The sequence below is a fragment of the Pseudomonas algeriensis genome (genome assembly GCF_048847255.1).
Classification (GTDB): domain Bacteria; phylum Pseudomonadota; class Gammaproteobacteria; order Pseudomonadales; family Pseudomonadaceae; genus Aquipseudomonas.
Map to the genome: position 1 here is coordinate 1 of NZ_JBKKRK010000029.1, position 21,793 is coordinate 21,793.

Genomic DNA, 21,793 nt, shown 5'->3' on the forward strand with positions numbered 1-21,793 from the left:
GCTCGCTTGTATGGTAGGACTTGAAGGGAGGAGGAGGGACAAGGCTCGATTCTGACTGTTCGCGCAGTACAGACCGTGGGAGATTTCACCCCTCCTCCTTTCACCCAAGCGCCGATAAAGAATGCATCTGGCCTAGACCGACGATAGGAACAAGCCTGCGCCTCTGGGTGAACCCTTCAAGTGTTCAAACCTTAGCGCGGAGGATTTTCAATGGCAATGCCGGTTTCTGTCGCAAAGCCGATCGTGGGGGTTGATGTCGCCAAAGATGAGTTGGTGATTTATCACGCAGAAACAGATCGACTGCAAGCGATCCCCAACACCAAAGCTGCGATCAAGAAGTGGCTCAAGGAATTGCCTGCGCCAGTGGATGTCGCCATCGAGGCCACCAATATCTATCACCAGGACTTCGCCGACCTGGCTTATGCGCAGGGCTGTGTGATCTACATGATCGGCGGCTACGAACTCAGCCATTACCGCAAAGGTGTGAAAGTTCGCGCCAAAACCGATGCGCTGGATGCTCGGTTGTTGGCTCGCTACTTGAACAACGAAGGCCACCAGTTGCACCCGTGGACCCCGCCATCGCCCCTGTATTGCCGGCTTATAAGCCTTTTCCGGCGCCGGGCAGCCTTGGTTCAGGCGCGTGTCAGCCTCAAGCAAAGTTGGTCGAACGAACCGTTGCTCAAAACGGCCTTTGAGAACCAGATAAAGGCCATGCAGCGACTGGAAATCTTGCTTGAGAAAACAATCCAGACGCAATTGGATGCAGCCGGTCTGGGCAGTCAGCTCAAGCGCTGCATGAAAGTCGAAGGAATCGGGCTGTTGAGCGGTGCGCGTTTACTTACGTCGTTTCAGCGTGGAGATTTCAGAAATGCCGATGCCTTCATCGCTTTTCTAGGGCTGGACCTGCGCATATCGGACTCGGGAAAAAAGAAGGGACGCCGCTGCCTGTCTAAGCGAGGTGACCCGGAGGCGCGCCGATTGATGCACAACGCCGCGATGTCGGCGAGCCGCACAGCGGCGTGGAAGGGTTTTTATGGGGCTTTGCGGGCTCGAGGGCTAAGCACAACCGAAGCATTAGTGGCACTGGCCCGCAAGCTTGCCCGAGTGGTATTCGCCCTGTTGAAGAACCAGAGCGAATACTTACCAAAAGGCATCTAAGGGCTAGCCATGCACCATAGAATCTCCCACAAGGTCTAGTTTTTCCTGGACAAATGTCGCAAGACCCACAGCCTCCATCCGTCGGCTTATAACGCATCGATATAAAACTCACAGCCATCCCTCCGGTCAGTTTCAGAGTACCCGCCCTTTTGGCGTGTATGGCTTGACCCCTCCCCAACGGAAAAACCGGTAAGGACTTATGTGCGGATTAGCTGGTGAGTTACGTTTCGATCAACACCCTGCGGACCTTGCGGCCGTAGAGCGCATCACCCATCACTTGGCCCCTCGCGGCCCCGACGCGTGGGGCTTTCATAGCCAGGGCCCAATTGCCCTCGGCCATCGACGCCTGAAAATCATGGACCTGTCCGACGGCTCGGCCCAGCCGATGATCGACAATCAACTGGGCCTGTCACTGGCGTTCAACGGCGCGATCTACAACTACCCGGAATTGCGGGCCGAACTCGAAGGCCTGGGCTACGCCTTTCATTCGGGCGGCGACACCGAAGTGCTGCTCAAGGGCTATCACGCCTGGGGCGAAGCTCTGCTGCCCAAGCTCAACGGCATGTTCGCCTTCGCCATCTGGGAGCGCGACGCCAAGCGGCTGTTCATCGCCCGTGACCGTCTCGGCGTGAAGCCGCTGTACCTGTCTCGCACCGGCCAGCGCCTGCGCTTCGCCTCGGCATTGCCGGCATTGCTCAAGGGCGGCGACATCAACCCGGTGCTCGACCCGGTCGCGCTGAATCACTACCTCAATTTCCACGCGGTCGTCCCGGCGCCTCGCACCTTGCTGGCTGGCATCGAGAAGTTGCCCCCGGCCACTTGGATGCGCGTCGAGGCGGATGGCAGCACCGAGCAGAAAACCTGGTGGACGCTGCCCTACGGCCCCCGGCCCGACGAGCAGAACCTCAACCTGGAAGACTGGATCGAGCGCGTACTGGACAGCACCCGCGAAGCGGTCGCCATCCGCCAGCGCGCCGCCGTCGATGTCGGCGTGCTGCTGTCGGGCGGCGTGGACTCGAGCATGCTCGTGGGCCTGCTGCGCGAAGTCGGCGTTGACGACCTGTCCACCTTCTCCATCGGCTTCCAGGACGCCGGCGGCGAGCGCGGCGACGAGTTTCAATATTCAGACCTGATCGCCAAGCACTACGGCACCCGCCACCATCAGTTGCGCATCGACGAAAAAGAAATCATCGAACAGTTGCCCGCCGCGTTCCGCGCCATGAGTGAACCGATGGTGAGCCACGACTGCATCGCTTTCTACCTGCTCTCGCGGGAAGTGGCCAAGCACTGCAAAGTGGTTCAGAGCGGCCAGGGCGCCGATGAGTTGTTCGCCGGTTACCATTGGTATCCGCAGGTGGATGGCGCCAGCGACCCGTATGCGGCCTATCGCGCGGCGTTCTTCGACCGCACTTACGAGGAATATGCCGCCACCGTTCAACCCAAATGGCTGACGGCCAACGATGCCGCCGGAGACTTCGTCAAGGAGCACTTCGCCCAGCCGGGCGCCGATGCCGCCGTCGACAAGGCCTTGCGCCTGGACAGCACGGTGATGCTGGTGGACGACCCGGTCAAGCGCGTCGACAACATGACCATGGCCTGGGGCCTGGAAGCACGCACACCGTTCCTCGACTACCGTCTGGTGGAGCTTTCCGCTCGGGTGCCGGCCAAATTCAAGCTCCCCGAGGGCGGCAAGCACGTGCTCAAGGAAGCGGCACGCCGGGTGATCCCGAGCGAGGTCATCGACCGCAAGAAAGGCTATTTTCCGGTGCCGGGCCTCAAGCACCTTGAAGGCAACACCCTGGCCTGGGTCCGTGAACTGCTGCTGGATCCGAGCCAGGATCGCGGCCTGTTCAACCCGACCATGCTTGATCGCCTGCTGACCGACCCCAACGGCCAGCTGACGCCGTTGCGCGGTTCGCGGCTGTGGCAATTGGCAGCGCTGAACCTGTGGCTCAGCGAGCAAGGAATCTGACCGATGAAACCCCATTCCACCCTCCACAACCAACGACTCTTGCGCGGCCAACCGCCGTCCTACGAACGCTTGCAGGCACGCCTGGCCGAAGACGGCAGCGAACTCAATGCCGCCCCCATCGCCGTGCATTGCGGCTGGGGCCGGCTGCTGATCGGCCATACGTTCCCGGACCCGGCGACCCTGGCCCAGGAACTGCTCAACGAACAACCCGGCGAACGGGACATCGCCCTGTACGTCGCCGCGCCCCAGCAAGTGCTGGGGCTGGAGCCGGCGCACCTGTTTCTCGATCCGTCCGACACCCTGCGCCTGTGGTTCAGCGATTATCGACAAGCCACGCGAGTATTCCGCGGTTTCCGGATCCGCCGCGCCCAGAACGACAGCGACTGGCAGGCCATCAACCAGCTGTACCAGGCTCGCGGCATGCTGCCCATCGACCCGGAGCGATTGACACCGCGTCATCAAGGTGGCCCGGTCTACTGGCTGGCCGAGGACGACGACACCGGCGCGGTGATTGGCAGCGTCATGGGCCTCAATCACCAGAAAGCCTTCAACGATCCAGAAAACGGCAGCAGTCTCTGGTGCCTGGCGGTGGACCCACAGTGTTCACGCCCCGGCGTTGGCGAGGTGCTGGTGCGCCACCTCATCGAGCATTTCATGAGCCGGGGCTTGAGCTACCTCGACCTGTCGGTACTGCACGATAATCGGATGGCGAAAAACCTCTATGCCAAACTCGGTTTCCGCAGCCTCCAGACCTTCGCCATCAAGCGCAAGAATGGCATCAACCAGCCGTTGTTCCTTGGGCCCGGCCCCGAGGCGCAATTCAACCCCTATGCGCGGATCATCGTCGAGGAAGCGCATCGTCGCGGCATCGAAGTGCAAGTGGACGACGCCGAGGCCGGCCTGTTCACCCTGATGCACGGCAGCCGCCGGATTCGCTGCCGGGAATCGCTGAGCGACCTGACCAGCGCAATCAGCATGACGCTGTGCCAGAACAAGAGCCTGACCCACAAAGTGCTGAAAAACGCTGGCCTGAACCTGCCGGCCCAACAGCTGGCGGGCAATGCCGACGACAACCTGGCGTTTCTCGATGAGCATGAACGGGTGGTCGTGAAGCCGTTGGACGGCGAACAGGGCCAAGGCGTGGCGGTGGACCTGCGCACGATCGAAGAAGTACAGGCCGCCATCGAAGCTGCCCGGCGGTTTGACAGCCGGGTATTGCTAGAAAGCTTCCACGAAGGGTTGGACTTGCGAATCCTCGTGATCGGTTTTGAAGTGGTGGCCGCGGCAATCCGTCGCCCGGCCGAGGTGATCGGCGACGGGCAGCACACCATCGGCGCGCTCATAGAAGCCCAGAGCCGACGGCGCCAGGCCGCTACCGGCGGTGAGAGCAAGATCCCGATGGATGCCGAAACCGAGCGCACCTTGAGCGCGGCCGGTTATGCCTACGACAGCGTGCTGCCCAAGGGTGAGCATCTGTTCGTACGGCGCACGGCGAACCTGCATACCGGTGGCGTCCTGGAGGACGTGACCGCCATCCTCCATCCGACCCTGGCCGATGCGGCGGTTCGTGCAGCACGGGCCCTGGACATCCCGATGGTCGGCCTGGACCTGCTCGTCCCGGCGGCTGATCAACCGGAATACGTGTTCATCGAAGCCAACGAACGCGCCGGGCTGGCCAATCACGAACCGCAACCCACCGCAGAGCGTTTTGTGGACTTGTTGTTTCCCCATAGCCAAGCGGTGGTCTGAGATTTCTGTGGCGAGGGAGCTTGCTCCCGCTGGGCCGGGCCGGCCATTAGCGCGAGGCGGCCCCGCTGACTCACTTAGTGCTCCGATTTGAGCTCAAGGCGACTGCTTCGCAGTCGAGCGGGAGCAAGCTCCCTCGCCACGGGTCTCTCGTTCCAATATTTCGCGAGGAGTTTCCATGATCAGTAAGATTCCCGAACCGAATCTCGAATACCTGCAGAAAGTCTTGCTGGAAATGCTCGCCATTCCCAGCCCTACCGGTTTCACCGACACCATTGTCCGTTACGTCGCCGAGCGCCTCGAAGAGCTGGGCATTCCTTTCGAAATGACCCGGCGCGGCACCATCCGCGCCACCCTCAAGGGCCGCAAAAGCAGCCCCGACCGCGCGGTGTCGGCGCACCTGGACACCATTGGCGCCTCGGTCCGGGCCATCAAGGACAACGGTCGCCTGACACTGGCGCCCGTGGGTTGCTGGTCGAGCCGGTTTGCCGAGGGCAGCCGGGTCAGCCTGTTTACCGATACGGGCGTGATTCGCGGCAGCGTCCTGCCGTTGATGGCGTCCGGTCACGCGTTCAATACCGCCGTGGATGAAATGCCCATCAGTTGGGACCACATCGAACTGCGCCTGGATGCCTACTGCGCCACCCGCGCCGATTGCGAGACCCTGGGCGTGGGCATCGGCGACTACGTGGCCTTCGATCCCTTGCCCGAATTCACCGAAAGCGGCCATATCAGCGCCCGTCACCTGGATGACAAGGCCGGGGTCGCCGCGTTGTTGGCGGCGCTGAAGGCCATCGTCGACAGCGGCGAAGAGCTGCTGATCGATTGCCATCCGCTGTTCACCATCACCGAGGAGACCGGCAGCGGCGCGGCCGCCGCGCTGCCCTGGGACGTCAGTGAGTTCGTCGGGATCGACATCGCACCGGTCGCGCCGGGCCAGCACTCCAGCGAACACGCCGTAAGCGTGGCGATGCAGGATTCCGGCGGCCCTTACGACTACCATCTGTCGCGGCACTTATTGAAACTAGCCAAGGAAAACGAACTGCCGGCGCGCCGTGACCTGTTTCGCTACTACTTCAGTGACGCCCATTCCGCGATCACCGCCGGCCACGACATCCGCACCGCCCTGCTCGCTTTCGGCTGCGACGCCACCCATGGCTACGAACGCACCCACATCGACAGCCTGGCGGCTCTCAGCCGTCTGCTCGGCGCCTACATCCTCAGCCCGCCGGTGTTTGCCAGCGATGCGCAACCGGCCCAGGGTTCACTGGACCGCTTCAGCCATCAGATCGAACACGATGCACAAATGGAAAGCGACACCCGGGTGCCTTCTGTGGACAGCCTGATTGGGCAGCGTTCCGATAGCTGATCCCACATGCTCACTATTCCATCAAGAACACGCTCGCTCCCACGACAGACTTCAATGCACTGAGGCCCTGTGGGAGCGAGCTTGCTCGCGATGAGGCCAGAGCAGACATGAGAAAGCCCGGGCTAGCCGCCACAGCTCATCCGCCGTAGCATCCGCCCAATATTTAGCGGAGCCCTATCATGCTGATCCCCCACGACCAACTCGAAGTCGACACCCTCACCCGCCTGATCGAGGATTTCGTCACCCGTGACGGGACCGACAATGGCGACGACACGCCTTTGGAAACCCGCGTCCTGCGGGTCCGCCAGGCCCTGACCAAAGGCCAGGCAATGATTGTCTTCGATCCGGAAAGCGAACAATGCCAATTGATGCTCAAGCACGACGTGCCCAAGCATCTATTCGATTGAACAGGCCTTGCGTGCCGCCTGGGCCTTTTTTCTCTGGATCTTGTCGTAGATTTCGGAACGATGCACTTCGACGTGTCGAGGCGCCTCCACGCCGAAACGCACGGTGCTGCCGCTGACCGACAGCACGCGCACGGAAATATTGTCACCGATGGAAATCAACTCGCCCACTGCGCGGCTTAATACGAGCATGGTTCTTGTCCTTAAGAGTGTCTGGACCTTGACCATGCCCGGCCTGTTTTCCATGCACAAGATACCGGCGCGAATTCAGTATTCCCCTACACATAGGGATCCTTGTAACTGAAGGAAATGTCCTGCAAAAAACGTTTATCGAAGCCGATCAAGGTCCCGTGAATCGCGGCCCGAAGAGAATTATTCCCGCCCCCATTACACAGAGCGCCACGCCGATCCAGTCGGAAGCCAGCGGCCGCGCGCGCTCGATGACCGCCAGCCAGCCGATGGACGCGACGATATAGATCCCACCATAGGCGGCATAGGCGCGACCGGCATACGTGGCTTCGATACGAGTCAGCAACAGGGCGAACAATGTCAGGCTGAGTAACGCCGGCGCGATCCACCAGGCGCTCTTGCCCAGGCGCAACCACATCCAGAAGGCATAGCACCCGGCGATTTCAAAGAGCGCGGCAAGGAAAAACCACAGGTAATTGAGCATGGAGCGGTCCATCAGGAGGGCACGAGGCGCCATCCTGATGGATGCCGGGAAGGCAGGTCAACTTGGGGACTGTCGCGCCTTGGCGCGCATTTTGTCTGCCATGGCGGTCATTTCGTCGTAGAGCAGCTGTGGGTTTTTCTGCTTCAACGTCCAGGCCGCGCGCCCCTGTTCGTGGGGCAGGATCATGAACTGGCCCTCGGCAACGTGCTGGTAGATGTAGTCGGCGATGTCAGCGGCACTGATCGGCGAGCTCTCCAGCAATTTACCGACCTGGGCTTTCATGGCGGGAGTCGGCCCGCGGAACGAGTCCAGCAGGTTGGTCTGGAAGAACGACGGGCAGACCACGTGCACACCGATTTCCTGCTGCGCCAGTTCGATCAGCAGGCTTTCCGACAACGCCACCACGCCGGCCTTGGCCACGTTGTAGTTGCTCATGGCCGGGCCTTGCATCAGGGCCGCCATGGAGGCGATGTTGATGATTTTGCCACGGCTTTTTTCCAGCAGTGGCAGGAACGCCTTGCAGCCCTTGACCACCCCCATCAGGTTGATCGCGATCTGCCAGTCCCAATCCTCGAGGGACAGTTCGCTGAAGAATCCACCCGACGCCACGCCAGCGTTGTTGACGATGATGTCGATGCCGCCAAGTTTTTCTTCGCAAGCCTGGGCAAACGCGGTGAGCTGGCTGTAGTCACGCACGTCGCAACGTTGCACAAAGCCGTCGCCGCCCGCTTCGCGAACCAGCCTGAGGGTTTCCTGCAGGCCCGGTTCACTGACATCAGACAAGGCCAGGCGCCAGCCTTCGCGGGCCCAGCGCAGCGCGATTTCGCGACCCAGGCCAGAGCCAGCACCGGTGATCATCATGCGATTTTGCATAGGGAAACAGCCTTGTTGTTCCGGGAGAGATGGGCCGAGTGTAGCGAAGGAGCCGGCCCGACCCACGTTCCATCATCTTGCTGAATGGCGAGGGCAAACCATGACAGTTGATGGGGTTGAAACCTTGGCAAGAGATGGCGTCAACCCGCGCGCAATGGCGACGACAAAAAACTTTGAATTTTTTACAGGACGTTACGGTCGGAGTTTATAAGCCGCCCGGATTTAATGCATGCGCGCTGGCAGTTGAAAGTTTCATCACTCCAGAACTGACCAATAAGGAAATCAACAATGGGCACTATACTTATCATCATCCTGATCCTCCTGCTGATCGGTGGCCTTCCGGTCTTCCCGCACTCCAGAAGTTGGGGTTACGGCCCGTCCGGTATCATCGGCGTAGTATTGGTGGTGCTGTTGATCCTGCTGTTACTTGGCAAGATATAGATCCCCAAGCGCAAAAAAAAAGAGGCCTCCAAGGCCTCTTTTTTATTCACCGGTTATCAGTCCGGCTTGCCGTCGATAACGCCGGCGGTGTTATCCAACAAACTCTTTGTCGCGGTTTGCAGGAACGATTCAAGCTTGAGTTTCATCTCGGCAGTTTCGGGTGCATCCGGAATGACTTCTGCCCGCGGGTTCGCACCGAGTTCATAGCGATACATCTTGGGCGCCATTTCTTTCTCTTTTGGCAGCACCAGGATCTTGTCGTCGCGAATGATCGCCGTGGTCTGCTCGCTACCGGACGGCTTGATCACGCCGAAACCGGTATCGCCTTGCGGCAGGTTCAGCAGGTCACGGCCCCAACATTGATTGCGCACTTCCCCGCCGAGGCGGCCCATGATGGTCGGGACGATATCGACCTGGGTGCCCACGGTGTGATTGCGCTGGCCAAACTTCTCCTGCACGCCCGGTCCGATCAGCAGCATCGGCACGTTGAAGCGGCCCAGGTCCATTTCGGTGATCTGGCGCTCGTTGCCGAAACCATGGTCGCCGACCACCACGAACAGGGTTTCCTTGAAGTAAGGCTCTTTGCGGGCCTTCTCGAAGAACTGGCCCAGCGCCCAATCGGAGTAACGCATGGCGGTCAGGTGTTCGTTCAGGCTGCCACGGTCAGTCACGCGCTCCACCGGCAACGGCGTTGGCAGCGCGTAGGGCGTGTGGTTGGACAGGGTTTGCAACAACGCATAGAACGGCTTGCCATTCTCCCGTGCCTTGAGCTCGATCAGGCCACGGTCGAACATGTCCTGGTCCGACACGCCCCAGGTCGGATCGGAGAACACTGGGTTCACGAAGTCGTTACGGCCAATGAACGTGGTCATGCCCTGGCTGCTGAAGAAGCCCGACTGGTTGTCCCAGGCGAAGTCGCCGTTATAGACATACACGTCGTCATATTCACGGGCGCTGAGCAGCTGCGGCAAGCCCGACAGCTTGTGACTGCCTTCCGGCGTCTGCATCAGGTATTCGAAACCTGGCAGGTTCGGGAAGCAGGCCATGGTGGCGAACATACCTTGGTGGGTGTGCGTGCCATTGGAGAAGAAGCGGTCGAACAGCAGGCCCTCCTTGGACAGCTTGTCCAGGTAAGGCGTGATGTTGCCCGGCGCGCCAAGGGCGCCCACGGAATGACCGGCCATGCTTTCCATCAGGATCACGACGACGTTCTTGATCGGCAGCGTCTTGTCGGCAGGCGGCGTGTAGTCGCGACGCACGGCGGCCGTCTCGGCGTCCACCAGCTTGTCGTCAGCCATCACCAGCATGTCGCGCACGGTCTGCTGCGCCAGCGGCTGCTCAAGAGTGGCTTTCCAGATGTTGTCACGGTCTTCGGACATCCGGCTCTTCGCCGCTGCCACCAGCGACAGCGTGCCGTTGAGACCCAACTGGTTGGCGAAGTTGGAATCAGTGGTGTAGACGTCACCCCAACGCAGCGGTGGCCCTTGGCGCAGGGTGCCACGCGCAGCGGCCACGGCCACCAGCAGGCAAACCAGGAACACGGCGACACGGCCATACCACGGCGCGATCTGGCGCGTGCCGATGCTGCCGCCACTGAAAGGCCCACGCGGCCGTGTGGCACGATCGGCGCCCTTGAACGCCAGGCTCAGGATGATGGTGCCGCCCACCCAGGCCAGCAGGTAACGAACCACGGGAAAACCATACCAGAGCATGCTCGCCACGGTTTTGGGGTCTTCCTTCACGTACTGGAAGACCAGGCCGTTGAGGCGCTGGTGAAACTCACGGTAGAAGTCCATCTCCATCAAGCCCAGGAACAGCGCGATGCTGGAGGTGACCGTCAGCCAGAAACGAAAGAATCCACGTGCCGCCATGGCCCGCGCGCTGAACAATGCCAGCAGCAGCGGAATGCAGAGATAGACGACCAGGCGCAAGTCGAAACGCAGCCCATTGATAAAAGCTTCCACGAAGGTCGAGGCTGGGGTATCGAGGATCATCTGGCGGTTGTAGACCAGCAGCGCCACGCGCAGCAGGCTGAGCATGATCATCATCACCAGGGCACAGAGCAGCGTGTAGGCCAGGTGCGATTTGACGGTCGGTTGCAGCAGGCGATGCGTGGTGCGCTGCTGACTCAGGGCGTCCGGGATTGCCATGTCGTTTTAGGACCTATTGGAAGTGGGGTCGAAAGTAGGAACAACAGCGCGCCCTCTGTTGAGCCATTCAAGGCCGGGGCTTGCGCGAAAGCGCAAATCTTGCACGAACGGTCATGGCATTGCCATTAATAACCGCCGCAATAAAAGCGCGTGGGATTGTCTGCAAGGTTTCGTGAAAATTTTGTTGATTGAATATTTGGCAACACAAAAGGGCCAGCGCCTAGTGGCGAGGGAGCTTGCTCTCTCGCCACAGGAGCAGACTGTCGCTGATGTCAGTCGTTGCTCGGCTTGTTGATCGCCTGCAGCACGTATTGCGGCATGGCGAACGCACCGATATGAATCTCGGGGTTGTAGTAGCGCGTCACGATACCGCTGCCGGCAAAACGCTCGCGCAGGGTTTCGCGGGATAGCTTGCGGTAAGCGGCGTTGGTCGAACCCCAGGCAAAGGTCATGGCGCCGCCGATATAGGTCGGCACGGCGGCCTGGTAGAAATGCCAGTCGGCGAACAGGCCGTGCAAGCGCCCGGCGGTGGTCTGGACTTCGCCCAACTGCATGAACGGCGTGCCGTTCTGAGTGACCAGGATCCCGCCTTCATTGAGGCAGCGGTGGCATGCCTGGTAGAAGTTCTCCGAGAACAGCACTTCGCCCGGACCGATCGGGTCAGTGGAGTCGGAAATGATGACGTCGAATTTTTCCTGGGTCGTGGCAACGAAACGCATGCCATCGTCAATCACCAGGTTCAGGCGCGGGTCGTCATAGGCGCCCTTGGAATGGTTCGGCAAAAACTCCTTGCACATGTCCACCACCGTGCCGTCGATCTCCACCATGGTGATGTGCTCGATGCCCACATGCTTGGTCACTTCCCGCAGCATGCCGCCGTCACCACCGCCGATGATCAGCACGCGCTTGACCGCGCCATGGGCCAGGATCGGCACGTGGGTCAACATCTCGTGGTAGATATATTCATCGGCTTCGGTGGTCTGGATCACGCCGTCCAGGGCCATGACCCGGCCCATGCGCGGGTTTTCGAAAATCACCAGGTGCTGGTGCTCGGTGCGCACTTCATGCAGCAGCTTGTCCATGCGAAAACGCTGGCCATAGCCTTCGTAGAGGGTTTCAAGGTAATCGCCGGTCGGGGTGGTCGTCATGGTCAGGTGCTCCGATAAATACGCGGTTGGCCAGTGAGGCTCGCAAAGGCGCGCATTCTACGACGCTGGGGATGACAGGTCGAACCTTCAACTGTCTGACGACACAACGCAGCCTTTGTGGCGAGGGAGCAAGCTCCCTCCCCATGGTTTTTTAGTTGAATTTGCGTCCGAGCCCAGCCGGCACGCCTTCGATGGTGGTGTCTTCCCACGGCCCGTTCGGGCTGACGGAACGGCTCCAGCCATTGTTCCAGCGATAGTAGGTGCGCTGGCGGTAGAAAGTATTGGTCTGATTATCCAGCACGTAGACCCCGAGCTTGGCATCCCAATGGCTGTTGCCGCCGGGTGGGGGCGCGAAACTGGCGGAGGTACGCGGCACTGGCTTGGCCGGTTTGTTCGGGGTCACCGGTTTGCCGGGGGCGGTCGACGGTGCTGGCTTGGTGGTCGGTGTCGACGGCGGTATGGGCGGCAGCGGCGCCGAAGGTTCGGGCGGACGCTGGACCGCACAAGCGCTCAGGCCCAGGACGAGCGTGAGCAGTGTGATACGAGCGATGGCGGTCATGGGGCGAGTTCCTGTCATTGGTCCGGACTGTCGATGGTCAATTGCTGCGGTGCGGTGGTACTGCTCGCCAAGGGCTGGCTGCGACCGATCCACTCGCCGGCGGTCGGTTGACCGGCCCGGGATATACGCGCCACCAGTTGGACTTCGGGGAAGTTCGACAGTTTCAGCTGCGGCATCATTGCGTCCGCGTCGCCCAACTCGACGCTGGCCGGCAGGTCGGCGACGGTCAGGCGCTTGGCCGCCAGCGGCGCCGGCGGGCCGGAAACGGCGCGGGCGAAAATGAACACGCTGTCGCCCGGCTGCACCTTCGCCTTGAGCGCCGGAGCCAGGTCGACGCGAACCTTGAGCAGTGCCACGGCCTTGACCGTCGGCGCCTGGGCGAGCTTGCCCCCACTGGCCTGGAGCTTCTCGGTGGCCCGGGTGATGCCGCCCTGCAACGCTTCGCGGGATCTATCGCCTTCAGGCAATTGCGCCAGCAAGCGTTCCCAATAATCGATCGCTTCCTGATAACGCTCGCCTTCAAACGCGGCGATGCCCAACAGGCCAAGGCTGGTCACTTCCTTGGGGTCGAGCTTCAGCGCTTCGTCGGTCAGGGCCTGGACTTTATCCGACCATTTCTTGCCATCGGCAAAGTACTGCGCCTGCGCCCATTGGCCCAACAGCTCCGGTTGACGACCCGCGACCGCCACGGTGCGTTCGAAAATCTTCGCCGCGTCCGCCGGCCTATCCTGCGCCATGTAGGTCCGACCGAGGAAATACAAGCCCTCGGCGGAATCCGGTTGTGCCGCCACCGCACGCTCCAGGCGCAGGGTCATCTCCTCCATGGACTGCGGCGCCTGGGCGAATTCGCGGGTCAGTTCGACTTTGTCGATGGCACCGAAATGCAGGTACAACGCCAGGCCCAACACCGGCACCAGCACAGCGGCGAGAAGCGGCAACGGCTTGCCCAGGCGTGATTCACGCGGCGCATCGGCGCCTTCGGTATCAGCCAGCAATTCTCGGGCGGCCTCGGCGCGCCCGGTGTCCAGTTGGGACGCGTTGAGCACGCCCTCTTCCCGCTCGGCCTGCAGTTCGGCAACCCTCTCCTGATACAGCGCCACGTTCAGCGCGGTGCGATCTTCTTCCAATTGGGCGCGACGGCCACGTAACACGGGGATCAACAGAAAACTCAGGGCGACCAGGAGAAGCAGACCTGCGGCGAGCCAGAAATCAATCATGCTTGGTTTTATCCAACAGTTGGTCGAGGCGCTGGCGCTCTTCGACAGAAAGCGTATCCGGGGCGGCGCTGCGCTGCACCCGACGGCGGCGCACGATCACCGCGATCACCACGAAACCACCCAGCAGCAGCCCGGCGGGGCCGAACCAGAGCAGCGCGGTCTTGGAAGACAGGGCCGGGTTGTAGCGCACGAACTCACCGTAGCGATCCACCATGAAATCGATGATTTGCTGGTTGTCCTTGCCCTCGCCGAGCATCCGGAAGATTTCCTTGCGCAAATCGGTCGCGATCGGCGCGTTGGAATCGGCGATGTCCTGATTCTGACATTTGGGGCAGCGCAACTCCTTGGTCAGCTCGCGAAACCGCTCGCGCTCCGCATCATTGGCGAATTCATAGGTATCGATGGCGGCATGGGCCACACCCGACAGACTCAAGCCGAGGACAGCGGCGGCTAACCAGCGCTTCATGGCTTGGCCTCATCCACCAGGGCCTGGTATTTGCCAGCCAGTTTTTCGCGCCAGACCTGTTCGTCAATCACACCGACGAACTTGTCGCGGATGATGCCCTTGGCGTCGATGAAGAAGGTTTCCGGCGCGCCGTACACACCCAGGTTCAGGCCGAGGGTGCCCTCCTCGTCGCGGATATCGAGCTGATATGGGTTGTGGAATTCAGCCAGCCATTTCAAGGCGTCGGCGTTGACGTCCTTGTAGTTGACGCCGTAGATCACCACGCCATTCTGGGCCAGCTTGTTCAGCACCGGATGCTCGACCCGGCAGGAAATGCACCAGGTACCCCACACGTTGACCAACGCCGGCTTGCCCTGCAGGTCGGCGTGGGTCAGGGTCCTGTCGCCTTGTACCGAGGGCAGGGAAAATTCCGGGAACGGCTTGCCGATCAGCGCCGAGGGCAACTCCGACGGATTCAAGAACAGCCCCCGGTAGAGGAACACCGCAACCATCAGGAACAGCGCCAGCGGCAATACCATCAACCAACGTTTCATGCAGTGGCTCCTGTCACGCCCAGCGCTTCACGCACCCGGGTCTTCACTTTGACGCGATAACGACGATCCAGCGCCGCCAGGACTCCGCCCAGGCCGGTCAGCAAGCCACCGAACCAGATCCAGCGCACGAACGGCTTGACGTGGACGCGCACCGCCCAGGCACCATCGCCCAGGGATTCGCCCAGCGCGACATAGAGATCACGGGTGAAACCAGCATCGATCCCGGCTTCGGTCATCACCGAGTTCTGCACCGTGTAGAGGCGTTTCTCCGGGTGCAGCACGGTAATTTCCTGGCCGTTGCGAAGGACCCGCACGGTGCCCTTGTCGGAGGTGAAGTTAGGCCCCTCGAAATGCTTGGCGCCCTCGAAGACGAACTGGTAGCCGCCCAGGTCCATGGATTCGCCCGGCGACAGGCGCAGGTCACGTTCGGCACTGTTCTGGCTGGACAGCACCACGCCCAGGGCGCAAACGGCGATGCCCAGGTGGGCGAGTTGCATGCCCCAATAACTGCGGGTCAGGGTCGGCAGGCCCTTGATCAGGCCTTTGTGACGGGTCTTGTCGAAGACGTCCCGAACGCCGGCCAGCAACACCCAGGCGGCCAGGACGAAGGTTGCCAGCACGGCCCAGTTGAAGTCGCCGTAGGCGATCCCGGCCACCACGGCCAGGGCAGCCGTGCCCAACAGCACCGGTGTCAGCATGCCCATCAGCCATTTGACCGGCGTGTCTTTCCAGCGCACCAGCACGCCGACGGCCATCACCACCATGAGGATCGCCATCAGCGGTATGAACAATGCGTTGAAATACGGCGGGCCAACCGACAGCTTGGCGCCGGACAACGCATCGAGCACCAGCGGGTACAGCGTGCCCAGCAGGATCATCGACGCCGCCACCACCAGCACCAGGTTGTTGCCCAACAGCAGGGTTTCCCGGGACCAGAGGTTGAAGCCGACCTGGCTCTTGACCACCGGCGCGCGCAGGGCGAACAGCGTCAGCGAACCGCCGACCACGACCATCAGGAACATCAGGATGAACACGCCACGCTCCGGGTCCGAGGCGAAGGCATGCACCGACGTCAGCACGCCGGAACGCACGAGGAAGGTTCCCAGCAGGCTCAAGGAGAATGCCGCGATGGCCAGCAGGACCGTCCAGCTCTTGAATACCCCGCGCTTTTCCGTGACCGCCAGGGAATGGATCAGGGCCGTGCCGACCAGCCATGGCATGAACGAGGCGTTTTCCACCGGGTCCCAGAACCACCAGCCGCCCCAGCCGAGTTCATAGTAGGCCCACCACGAGCCGAGGGTGATGCCGATGCCGAGAAAGGCCCAGGCAACAATGGTCCATGGGCGCGACCAGCGAGCCCAAGCGGCATCGAGGCGACCACCGAGCAACGCGGCGATGGCGAACGCGAAGGCCACGGAAAAACCGACGTACCCCATGTACAGCATCGGCGGATGGACAATCAGGCCTATGTCCTGGAGCAACGGATTCAGGTCGCGACCGTCGGTCGGCACCTGGGGCAGGATGCGCTCGAACGGGTTGGACGTGACGATCAAAAACAGCAGGAAACCGGTGCTGATGATGCCCATCACCGCCAATACCCGGGCCAGCATCACCTGGGGCAATTGCCGAGAGAACACCGACACGGCAAAGGTCCAGCCGGCGAGGATCAAGGCCCAGAGCAACAACGAACCTTCGTGGGCGCCCCACACCGCGCTGAACTTGTAGTACCAGGGCAAGGCGCTGTTGGAGTTGCTGGCGACGTACTCAACGGAAAAGTCGTCGGCCATGAACGCGTAGGTCAGGCAGGCGAAGGCAAACAGCATGAACGCGAACTGTCCCCATGCCGCTGGCTGGGCGAGGCTCATCCACAGACGGTCACCACGCCAGGCGCCGAGCAATGGAACCACGGCCTGCACCAGGGAGAAACACAGGGCCAGGATCATCGCCAGATGGCCCAGCTCGGGGATGAAGATACCGGTGGTCATCTTATCAACCCTCCTTCGCGGGCGCGGGCGCGGGCGCCGATTGGCCGCTGTCTTTCAGGGCCTTGGTCACTTCCGGCGGCATGTACTTCTCGTCGTGCTTGGCCAGCACTTCGTCGGCCACCACCACTCCGTCTGCATTGAGCTTGCCCAGGGCGACGATGCCCTGCCCTTCGCGGAACAGGTCAGGGAGAATGCCGCGGTAGGTGATGGTCACGGTCTTGTTGAAGTCGGTGACGTTGAACCTCACGTCCAGCGAATCGCCGGAACGCACCAGCGACCCCTGCTCCACCATGCCGCCGGCGCGGATGCGAGTGTCCTTGGGCGCCTCTCCGCTGGCAATCTGCGTCGGGGTATAGAACAGGTTGATGTTCTGCTGCAGGGCGCTCAGGGCCAGGCCGACCGCCGCGCCGACGCCGACCAGGATCGCCAGAATGATGACAAGACGTTTTTTGCGCAGCGGATTCACTGACCATTCTCCCGGCGCAGACGACGCGCCTCTTGTTGCAGATACCGCTTGCGGGCCAGGATCGGCGCCGCCACGTTGAGAGCCAGCACCGCCAGGCAAATGCCGTAGGCTGACCAGACATACAAGCCGTGATGGCCCATGGCGAGGAAATCGCCGAATGACGCGAAACTCATCGAGCGGCCTCCAGGCTGTTCTGTACTTCGGCTTTCACCCAGCTGGCCCGGGACTCGCGCTTGAGCACTTCCAGGCGCATGCGCAGCAGCAGCACCGCGCCGAAGAAGCAATAGAACCCCAGCGCGGTCAGCAACAGCGGCAGCCACATCTCCACCGGCATCGCCGGTTTTTCGGTGAGGGTGAAGGTCGCGCCCTGGTGCAGGGTGTTCCACCACTCCACCGAGTACTTGATGATCGGAATGTTGATCACCCCGACGATCGCCAGCACCGCACAGGCCTTGGCGGCGCTGTCACGATTGCTGATGGCGTTGCCCAGCGCAATAAGACCGAAGTACAGGAACAGCAGGATCAGCATCGACGTCAGTCGTGCATCCCAGACCCACCACGAACCCCAGGTCGGCTTGCCCCAGATGGCCCCGGTGACCAGCGCCACGGCGGTCATCCAGGCGCCGATGGGCGCGGCGCATTGCAGGGCTACGTCGGCCAGTTTCATTTTCCATACCAGCCCGACCACGCCGCATACCGCCAGCATCACGTAGATCGACTGGGCCAGCATCGCCGTCGGGACATGGATATAGATAATGCGGAAGCTGTTGCCTTGCTGATAGTCCGGCGGCGCGAACGCCAGGCCCCAGACCACGCCGATGCCGATCAGCAACAGGGCGGCGATGCTCAACCAGGGCAGCATTTTGCCACTGATGCCGTAGAACCACTTGGGTGAGCCGAGCTTGTGAAACCAGGTCCAGTTCATTGCAGATTCCATCACGGTTGCGGCTCGCTATCGCGAACCGCTGGGGCGGCCTTTACTTCCTGGGAAGTGGTCAACTCCTGACCAGGCCTCATTATTATTCGCCGACGCTGATCTTCAGGCCAGCGGCTATTGCAAAGGGTGTCAGGGTTATCGCCAGGGCGGTCAGGCTCCCAAGCCACAGCAGATAACCGGTTGCCGGCATGCCTTGCAGTGCCGCTTGCAAGGCGCCACTTCCAAGGATCAATACCGGTATGTACAGCGGCAGAATCAGCAGGGCCAGCAACAAGCCTCCGCGCTTGAGCCCCACAGTCAGCGCCGCGCCTACCGCGCCGAGCAGGCTCAGCACCGGCGTGCCCAGCAACAGCGACAACAGCAGCACCGGCATGCAGGCCGCGGGCAAGCCCAGCATCATCGCCATCAACGGCGAGAGCAGCACCAGCGCCAGGCCGGAAAAAACCCAGTGTGCCAGTACCTTGGCCAAAACCAGAAGGGCCAGGGGGTGCGACGAAAGGACCCACTGTTCCAGGGATCCGTCCTCGAAATCACTGCGGAAAAGCCCGTCCAGCGAGAGCAGGACCGATAAAAGCGCTGCCACCCAGACCAATCCAGGCGACAACGTTTGCAACAATTGAGTCTCCGGGCCGACCGCAAGCGGGAACAAGGCGATGACGATTGCGAAGAATACCAACGGGTTGGCCAGTTCGGCCGGACGACGGAATAACAGGCGCGCCTCACGGGCGAGCAACAAGCCAAAGACACTCATACCGCCCAGTTCCCCAGGTCGATGCTGCGATAACCGGAGGGCATCCGGGCCAAGGTGTGGTGCGTGGTGAGCAACACCATGCCGCCGTTTTCGCAATGGCCGGCCAGGTGCTGTTCAAGTTGCGCCACGCCCTGCTTGTCCAGAGCGGTGAACGGCTCGTCGAGGATCCACAGTGGCGGGCTGTCCAGGTACAGCCGGGCCAGGGCCACGCGGCGCTGCTGGCCGGCCGACAGGGTATGGCTCGGAACGTCCTCGAAACCTTTCAATCCCACCGCCGCCAATGCCCGCCAGATCGCCTCGCTCCCAGCCGGACGATGCAGCGCGCAGAGCCAACTCAGGTTCTCTTCGGGGGTCAGCAGGTCCTTGATGCCGGCGGCATGGCCGATCCAGAGCAGGTTGCGTGCCAGCTCGCTACGCTGGCTGTGCAGCGGCTGGCCATTGAGCAGGATCTCGCCGGCGGTGGGCTGCATCAACCCGGCCAGCAGGCGCAACAGGCTGGTCTTGCCACTGCCGTTGGGGCCACTGATCTGTACCATATCGCCAGGCGAGAGTCTCAATTCGAGATTTTCGAAAAGCAGTCGCAGATCTCGCTCACAGGCGAGGCCGACGGTTTGCAGGAGAGGACTGGTCAAGGGATCACGAGCCTTATACGGTTCAAGTCGGCAGTGCGGCAGCCGTTAAAGTGATGCAGCATAGATGCATTGACGGCCCGATCCACAGAGCTGCGTCAAACAATTGCAAGGTTTTGCCACTCTCTGGAAGGCGGGCGGCATTATACATGTGAAGTTCTTCTCTCAAGAGCGCTGATTTCCCCAAGGTAATACCGCAGATGACAGGCGACATGAACATCCCGCCGCTGCCCCAGCCCACGGCAACGACACGTATGCCGGCGGTCACGGGCGAGTTGCTCAAGCTGCTGGCACCGGCCGAGGGATTGATCGGTCCGGGCCAGACCGCCAAGGCCGAGGTGCTGTCGCTCAAGCAGGCGGACCAGGCTTTCCAACTGCTGCTCAAGGTCACGCTGGAGAGCGGCCGGCAGGCCACCGTACAAGCCACCAGCACCCAGCCGCTGCCCCAGGGCACCAGCCTGGCCGTGACTCAGCCTTCGGCCAGCAACCTGGCGATTACCGTGCAGCAGGCCCTCGCCTCCAGCGTCGCCGCCCTGACCCGGATCGACACCGCGCAATTGCCCGTGGGCACTTTGTTGCAGGGCAAAGTGCTGACCAGCCAGGCCTTGCCGCAACAGCCCGGTCAACCGGCGGTGTATCGCTCGCTGGTAAGCCTGCTCAACACCGCCCAGGCCGGCAGCACCCTGGACATCGACAGCCCGCAGCCGCTGCGCATCGGCATGCTGTTGAGCGCCCAGGTACAGGATGCTCAGACATTGAAATTCGTGCCCTTGAGCAATCGCCAGGAGCAATTGGCGGTGAGCCAGCAATTGGTGACCCAAGTGAGCCGCCAGGGCTCGCTCGACAGCCTGCTCACCGCCCTGCAAAACCTTCCCGCCAGCGATGACGCCGGCCCCGAACTGCGCGCGGCGGTGACACGCCTTCTGGCTGGCCTGCCGGACGTACAACAACTGAGCACACCCAAGGGTTTGGCCCAAGCCATGGTCGCCAGCGGCGTGTTCCTGGAAAGCAAGCTGCTGGCCGGCCAACCGCCAAGCCTGGCCCCGGACATGAAAGGCGACCTGCTGAAACTGATCGCCCAACTGACACCCGCCCTGCCCGCTTCCACCAACCTCTCCGCGGTCATCGCCGCCAACACCCTGGCCCAGGCATTGCCCAGCTTCGTGCGCAGCGCCCTGGGGATGCTCGGCCAGGTCAGCGCCAAGCCACAACCCACCGGCTTTCCGCTGCCCGCCAGATTATTGAAAGGTCAGGATGAAGAAGGTGACCTGGAGCATCTGCTGCGCCTGGCGGCCGCCGCCGTGTCACGCCTGCAAAGCCATCAGCTGTCCAGCCTGGAGCAAACCGGGCTGACCGATGACGGCCGGTTGATGAGCACTTGGCAACTGGAGATTCCGATGCGCAACCTGCAGGACATCGTGCCGTTGCAGGTCAAGTTCCAGCGCGAGGAAACCGCCGCCCGGGAACAACCGGACGAACGCCGCGAACAAACCGAACCGAAACAGCAGCTCTGGCGGGTCGAGCTGGCCTTCGACATGGAACCGCTGGGGCCGCTGCAGATCCAGGCCCAGTTGCTCAGTGGCAGCCTGTCCAGTCAGCTGTGGGCAGAACGAGCGTACACCGCGGGCCTGATCGAAAGGAACCTGACCGCATTGCGCGAGCGCCTTGTGACGTGCGGGTTGAATGTCGGCGACCTCGACTGCCACCTCGGCACCCCGCCCCAAGGACCCAAGACCCGGCTGGAACAACGCTGGGTGGACGAAACCGCATGACAACCCACACCGAACCCCGCCAGGCCATCGCCCTCAAGTACGACGGCCACCACGCCCCCACCCTCACCGCCAAGGGCGACGAAGCCCTGGCCGAGGAAATCCTGCGCATCGCCCGCGAGAGCGAAGTACCGATCTACGAAAATGCTGAACTGGTGAAGTTGCTGGCACGGCTGGAGCTGGGCGACAGCATTCCGGAAGAGTTGTACCGCACGATTGCCGAGATCATTGCGTTTGCCTGGAACCTGAAGGGCAAATTTCCCCAGGGCTTCGACCCGCATGCGCAAAACATCGAGAAAGACGTGACGGAGCGTGGGGATGATTACTAATCGCTGAACGCGCTACCCGTGGCGAGGGAGCTTGCTCCCGCTCGGCTGCGAAGCAGTCGTAAAAGCTGGGGCAGCTGCGCGACCCAGCGGGAGCAAGCTCCCTCGCCACGGTGGATGGGTGGAGTGATGATTTCTGAACGCCAGAAAAAACCTGTGGGAGCGAGCCTGCTCGCGATGGCGGTCATACATTCAGCATATTTGCTGACTGTCACACCGGT

The 21,793-nt window shown here is 61.8% G+C and carries 23 protein-coding genes; 8 read left to right on the forward strand and 15 right to left on the reverse strand.

Annotated elements, in window-relative coordinates; genetic code table 11:
• Nucleotides 1-210: 210 nt before the first annotated feature.
• From ACLK1G_RS25435 to ACLK1G_RS25455, 5 genes are all read left to right on the forward strand, one after another.
• The gene (locus ACLK1G_RS25435; RefSeq protein WP_420766120.1) at nucleotides 211-1,158 is read left to right on the forward strand and encodes an IS110 family RNA-guided transposase; all 948 of its coding nucleotides are present in this window, start codon (nucleotides 211-213) and stop codon (nucleotides 1,156-1,158) included.
• A 199-nt stretch (nucleotides 1,159-1,357) separates the two neighbouring features.
• Nucleotides 1,358-3,130, forward strand: a complete 1,773-nt coding sequence (locus tag ACLK1G_RS25440; protein WP_420767885.1) for an N-acetylglutaminylglutamine amidotransferase — start codon at nucleotides 1,358-1,360, stop codon at nucleotides 3,128-3,130.
• Nucleotides 3,131-3,133: 3 nt separating this feature from the next.
• Entirely contained in the window at nucleotides 3,134-4,879 is a 1,746-nt protein-coding gene (gene ngg / locus ACLK1G_RS25445) for an N-acetylglutaminylglutamine synthetase (RefSeq protein ID WP_420767886.1), read from the forward strand.
• A 175-nt stretch (nucleotides 4,880-5,054) separates the two neighbouring features.
• Nucleotides 5,055-6,245, forward strand: a complete 1,191-nt coding sequence (locus ACLK1G_RS25450) for an osmoprotectant NAGGN system M42 family peptidase (protein ID WP_420767887.1) — start codon at nucleotides 5,055-5,057, stop codon at nucleotides 6,243-6,245.
• Nucleotides 6,246-6,424: 179 nt separating this feature from the next.
• Complete coding sequence (locus tag ACLK1G_RS25455; protein WP_024778700.1) at nucleotides 6,425-6,652, forward strand: YheU family protein; 228 nt, start codon at nucleotides 6,425-6,427, stop codon at nucleotides 6,650-6,652.
• On the opposite strand, the gene csrA is transcribed toward ACLK1G_RS25455, so the two are convergent.
• The 3 genes from csrA to ACLK1G_RS25470 form a co-directional block, all read right to left on the reverse strand.
• Nucleotides 6,641-6,841, reverse strand: a complete 201-nt coding sequence (gene csrA, locus ACLK1G_RS25460) for a carbon storage regulator CsrA (RefSeq protein ID WP_420767888.1) — start codon at nucleotides 6,839-6,841, stop codon at nucleotides 6,641-6,643. The two genes, ACLK1G_RS25455 and csrA, sit on opposite strands and share 12 nt — an antisense overlap.
• Before the next feature lie 148 nt (nucleotides 6,842-6,989).
• A complete protein-coding gene (locus ACLK1G_RS25465; RefSeq protein WP_420767889.1) occupies nucleotides 6,990-7,322 on the reverse strand; it encodes a YnfA family protein in 333 nt (110 codons plus the stop codon).
• Between the two features lie 57 nt (nucleotides 7,323-7,379).
• Nucleotides 7,380-8,195 carry an SDR family oxidoreductase gene (locus ACLK1G_RS25470; RefSeq protein WP_420767890.1) on the reverse strand — a complete coding sequence of 272 codons (816 nt, stop codon included), beginning with the start codon at nucleotides 8,193-8,195 and terminating at the stop codon, nucleotides 7,380-7,382.
• A gap of 288 nt (nucleotides 8,196-8,483) precedes the next feature.
• On the opposite strand from ACLK1G_RS25470, the gene ACLK1G_RS25475 reads away from it, so the two are divergent.
• Nucleotides 8,484-8,636, forward strand: coding sequence for a DUF3309 family protein (locus ACLK1G_RS25475; RefSeq protein ID WP_018606531.1), 153 nt, complete (start codon nucleotides 8,484-8,486; stop codon nucleotides 8,634-8,636).
• A 56-nt stretch (nucleotides 8,637-8,692) separates the two neighbouring features.
• On the opposite strand, the gene ACLK1G_RS25480 is transcribed toward ACLK1G_RS25475, so the two are convergent.
• The 12 genes from ACLK1G_RS25480 to ccmA all read right to left on the reverse strand — a co-directional run bounded on the left by ACLK1G_RS25480 (nucleotide 8,693) and on the right by ccmA (nucleotide 19,480).
• The gene (locus ACLK1G_RS25480) at nucleotides 8,693-10,786 is read right to left on the reverse strand and encodes an LTA synthase family protein (RefSeq protein ID WP_420767891.1); all 2,094 of its coding nucleotides are present in this window, start codon (nucleotides 10,784-10,786) and stop codon (nucleotides 8,693-8,695) included.
• A gap of 272 nt (nucleotides 10,787-11,058) precedes the next feature.
• Nucleotides 11,059-11,934 (reverse strand): polyamine aminopropyltransferase, encoded by an 876-nt coding sequence (speE, locus tag ACLK1G_RS25485; protein WP_420767892.1) that lies wholly within the window; start codon nucleotides 11,932-11,934, stop codon nucleotides 11,059-11,061.
• Between the two features lie 151 nt (nucleotides 11,935-12,085).
• The gene (locus ACLK1G_RS25490) at nucleotides 12,086-12,493 is read right to left on the reverse strand and encodes a hypothetical protein (protein WP_420767893.1); all 408 of its coding nucleotides are present in this window, start codon (nucleotides 12,491-12,493) and stop codon (nucleotides 12,086-12,088) included.
• A 14-nt stretch (nucleotides 12,494-12,507) separates the two neighbouring features.
• Nucleotides 12,508-13,710: a c-type cytochrome biogenesis protein CcmI gene (gene ccmI, locus ACLK1G_RS25495; protein ID WP_420767894.1), complete on the reverse strand. Its 1,203-nt coding sequence runs from the start codon at nucleotides 13,708-13,710 to the stop codon at nucleotides 12,508-12,510.
• Nucleotides 13,703-14,176, reverse strand: coding sequence for a cytochrome c-type biogenesis protein (locus tag ACLK1G_RS25500; protein ID WP_420767895.1), 474 nt, complete (start codon nucleotides 14,174-14,176; stop codon nucleotides 13,703-13,705). The genes ccmI and ACLK1G_RS25500 overlap by 8 nt, the downstream gene beginning before the upstream one ends.
• The gene (locus tag ACLK1G_RS25505; RefSeq protein WP_420767896.1) at nucleotides 14,173-14,709 is read right to left on the reverse strand and encodes a DsbE family thiol:disulfide interchange protein; all 537 of its coding nucleotides are present in this window, start codon (nucleotides 14,707-14,709) and stop codon (nucleotides 14,173-14,175) included. Before ACLK1G_RS25505 ends, ACLK1G_RS25500 begins: the two co-directional genes overlap by 4 nt.
• Nucleotides 14,706-16,694 (reverse strand): heme lyase CcmF/NrfE family subunit, encoded by a 1,989-nt coding sequence (locus tag ACLK1G_RS25510; RefSeq protein ID WP_420767897.1) that lies wholly within the window; start codon nucleotides 16,692-16,694, stop codon nucleotides 14,706-14,708. The genes ACLK1G_RS25505 and ACLK1G_RS25510 overlap by 4 nt, the downstream gene beginning before the upstream one ends.
• 4 nt (nucleotides 16,695-16,698) lie before the next feature.
• A complete protein-coding gene (gene ccmE, locus ACLK1G_RS25515) occupies nucleotides 16,699-17,160 on the reverse strand; it encodes a cytochrome c maturation protein CcmE (RefSeq protein WP_420767898.1) in 462 nt (153 codons plus the stop codon).
• The gene (ccmD, locus tag ACLK1G_RS25520) at nucleotides 17,157-17,333 is read right to left on the reverse strand and encodes a heme exporter protein CcmD (protein WP_007939192.1); all 177 of its coding nucleotides are present in this window, start codon (nucleotides 17,331-17,333) and stop codon (nucleotides 17,157-17,159) included. The genes ccmE and ccmD overlap by 4 nt, the downstream gene beginning before the upstream one ends.
• Nucleotides 17,330-18,085 (reverse strand): heme ABC transporter permease, encoded by a 756-nt coding sequence (locus ACLK1G_RS25525; protein WP_420767899.1) that lies wholly within the window; start codon nucleotides 18,083-18,085, stop codon nucleotides 17,330-17,332. The genes ccmD and ACLK1G_RS25525 overlap by 4 nt, the downstream gene beginning before the upstream one ends.
• Before the next feature lie 94 nt (nucleotides 18,086-18,179).
• Nucleotides 18,180-18,848 carry a heme exporter protein CcmB gene (gene ccmB / locus ACLK1G_RS25530; RefSeq protein WP_420767900.1) on the reverse strand — a complete coding sequence of 223 codons (669 nt, stop codon included), beginning with the start codon at nucleotides 18,846-18,848 and terminating at the stop codon, nucleotides 18,180-18,182.
• Nucleotides 18,845-19,480 (reverse strand): cytochrome c biogenesis heme-transporting ATPase CcmA, encoded by a 636-nt coding sequence (gene ccmA / locus ACLK1G_RS25535; protein ID WP_420767901.1) that lies wholly within the window; start codon nucleotides 19,478-19,480, stop codon nucleotides 18,845-18,847. Before ccmA ends, ccmB begins: the two co-directional genes overlap by 4 nt.
• A 197-nt stretch (nucleotides 19,481-19,677) precedes the next feature.
• Here ccmA and fliK point away from each other — a divergent pair, with 197 nt between their 5' ends.
• The gene (fliK, locus tag ACLK1G_RS25540; protein ID WP_420767902.1) at nucleotides 19,678-21,249 is read left to right on the forward strand and encodes a flagellar hook-length control protein FliK; all 1,572 of its coding nucleotides are present in this window, start codon (nucleotides 19,678-19,680) and stop codon (nucleotides 21,247-21,249) included.
• Nucleotides 21,246-21,575 (forward strand): EscU/YscU/HrcU family type III secretion system export apparatus switch protein, encoded by a 330-nt coding sequence (locus ACLK1G_RS25545; RefSeq protein WP_420767903.1) that lies wholly within the window; start codon nucleotides 21,246-21,248, stop codon nucleotides 21,573-21,575. Before fliK ends, ACLK1G_RS25545 begins: the two co-directional genes overlap by 4 nt.
• Nucleotides 21,576-21,793: the final 218 nt, after the last annotated feature.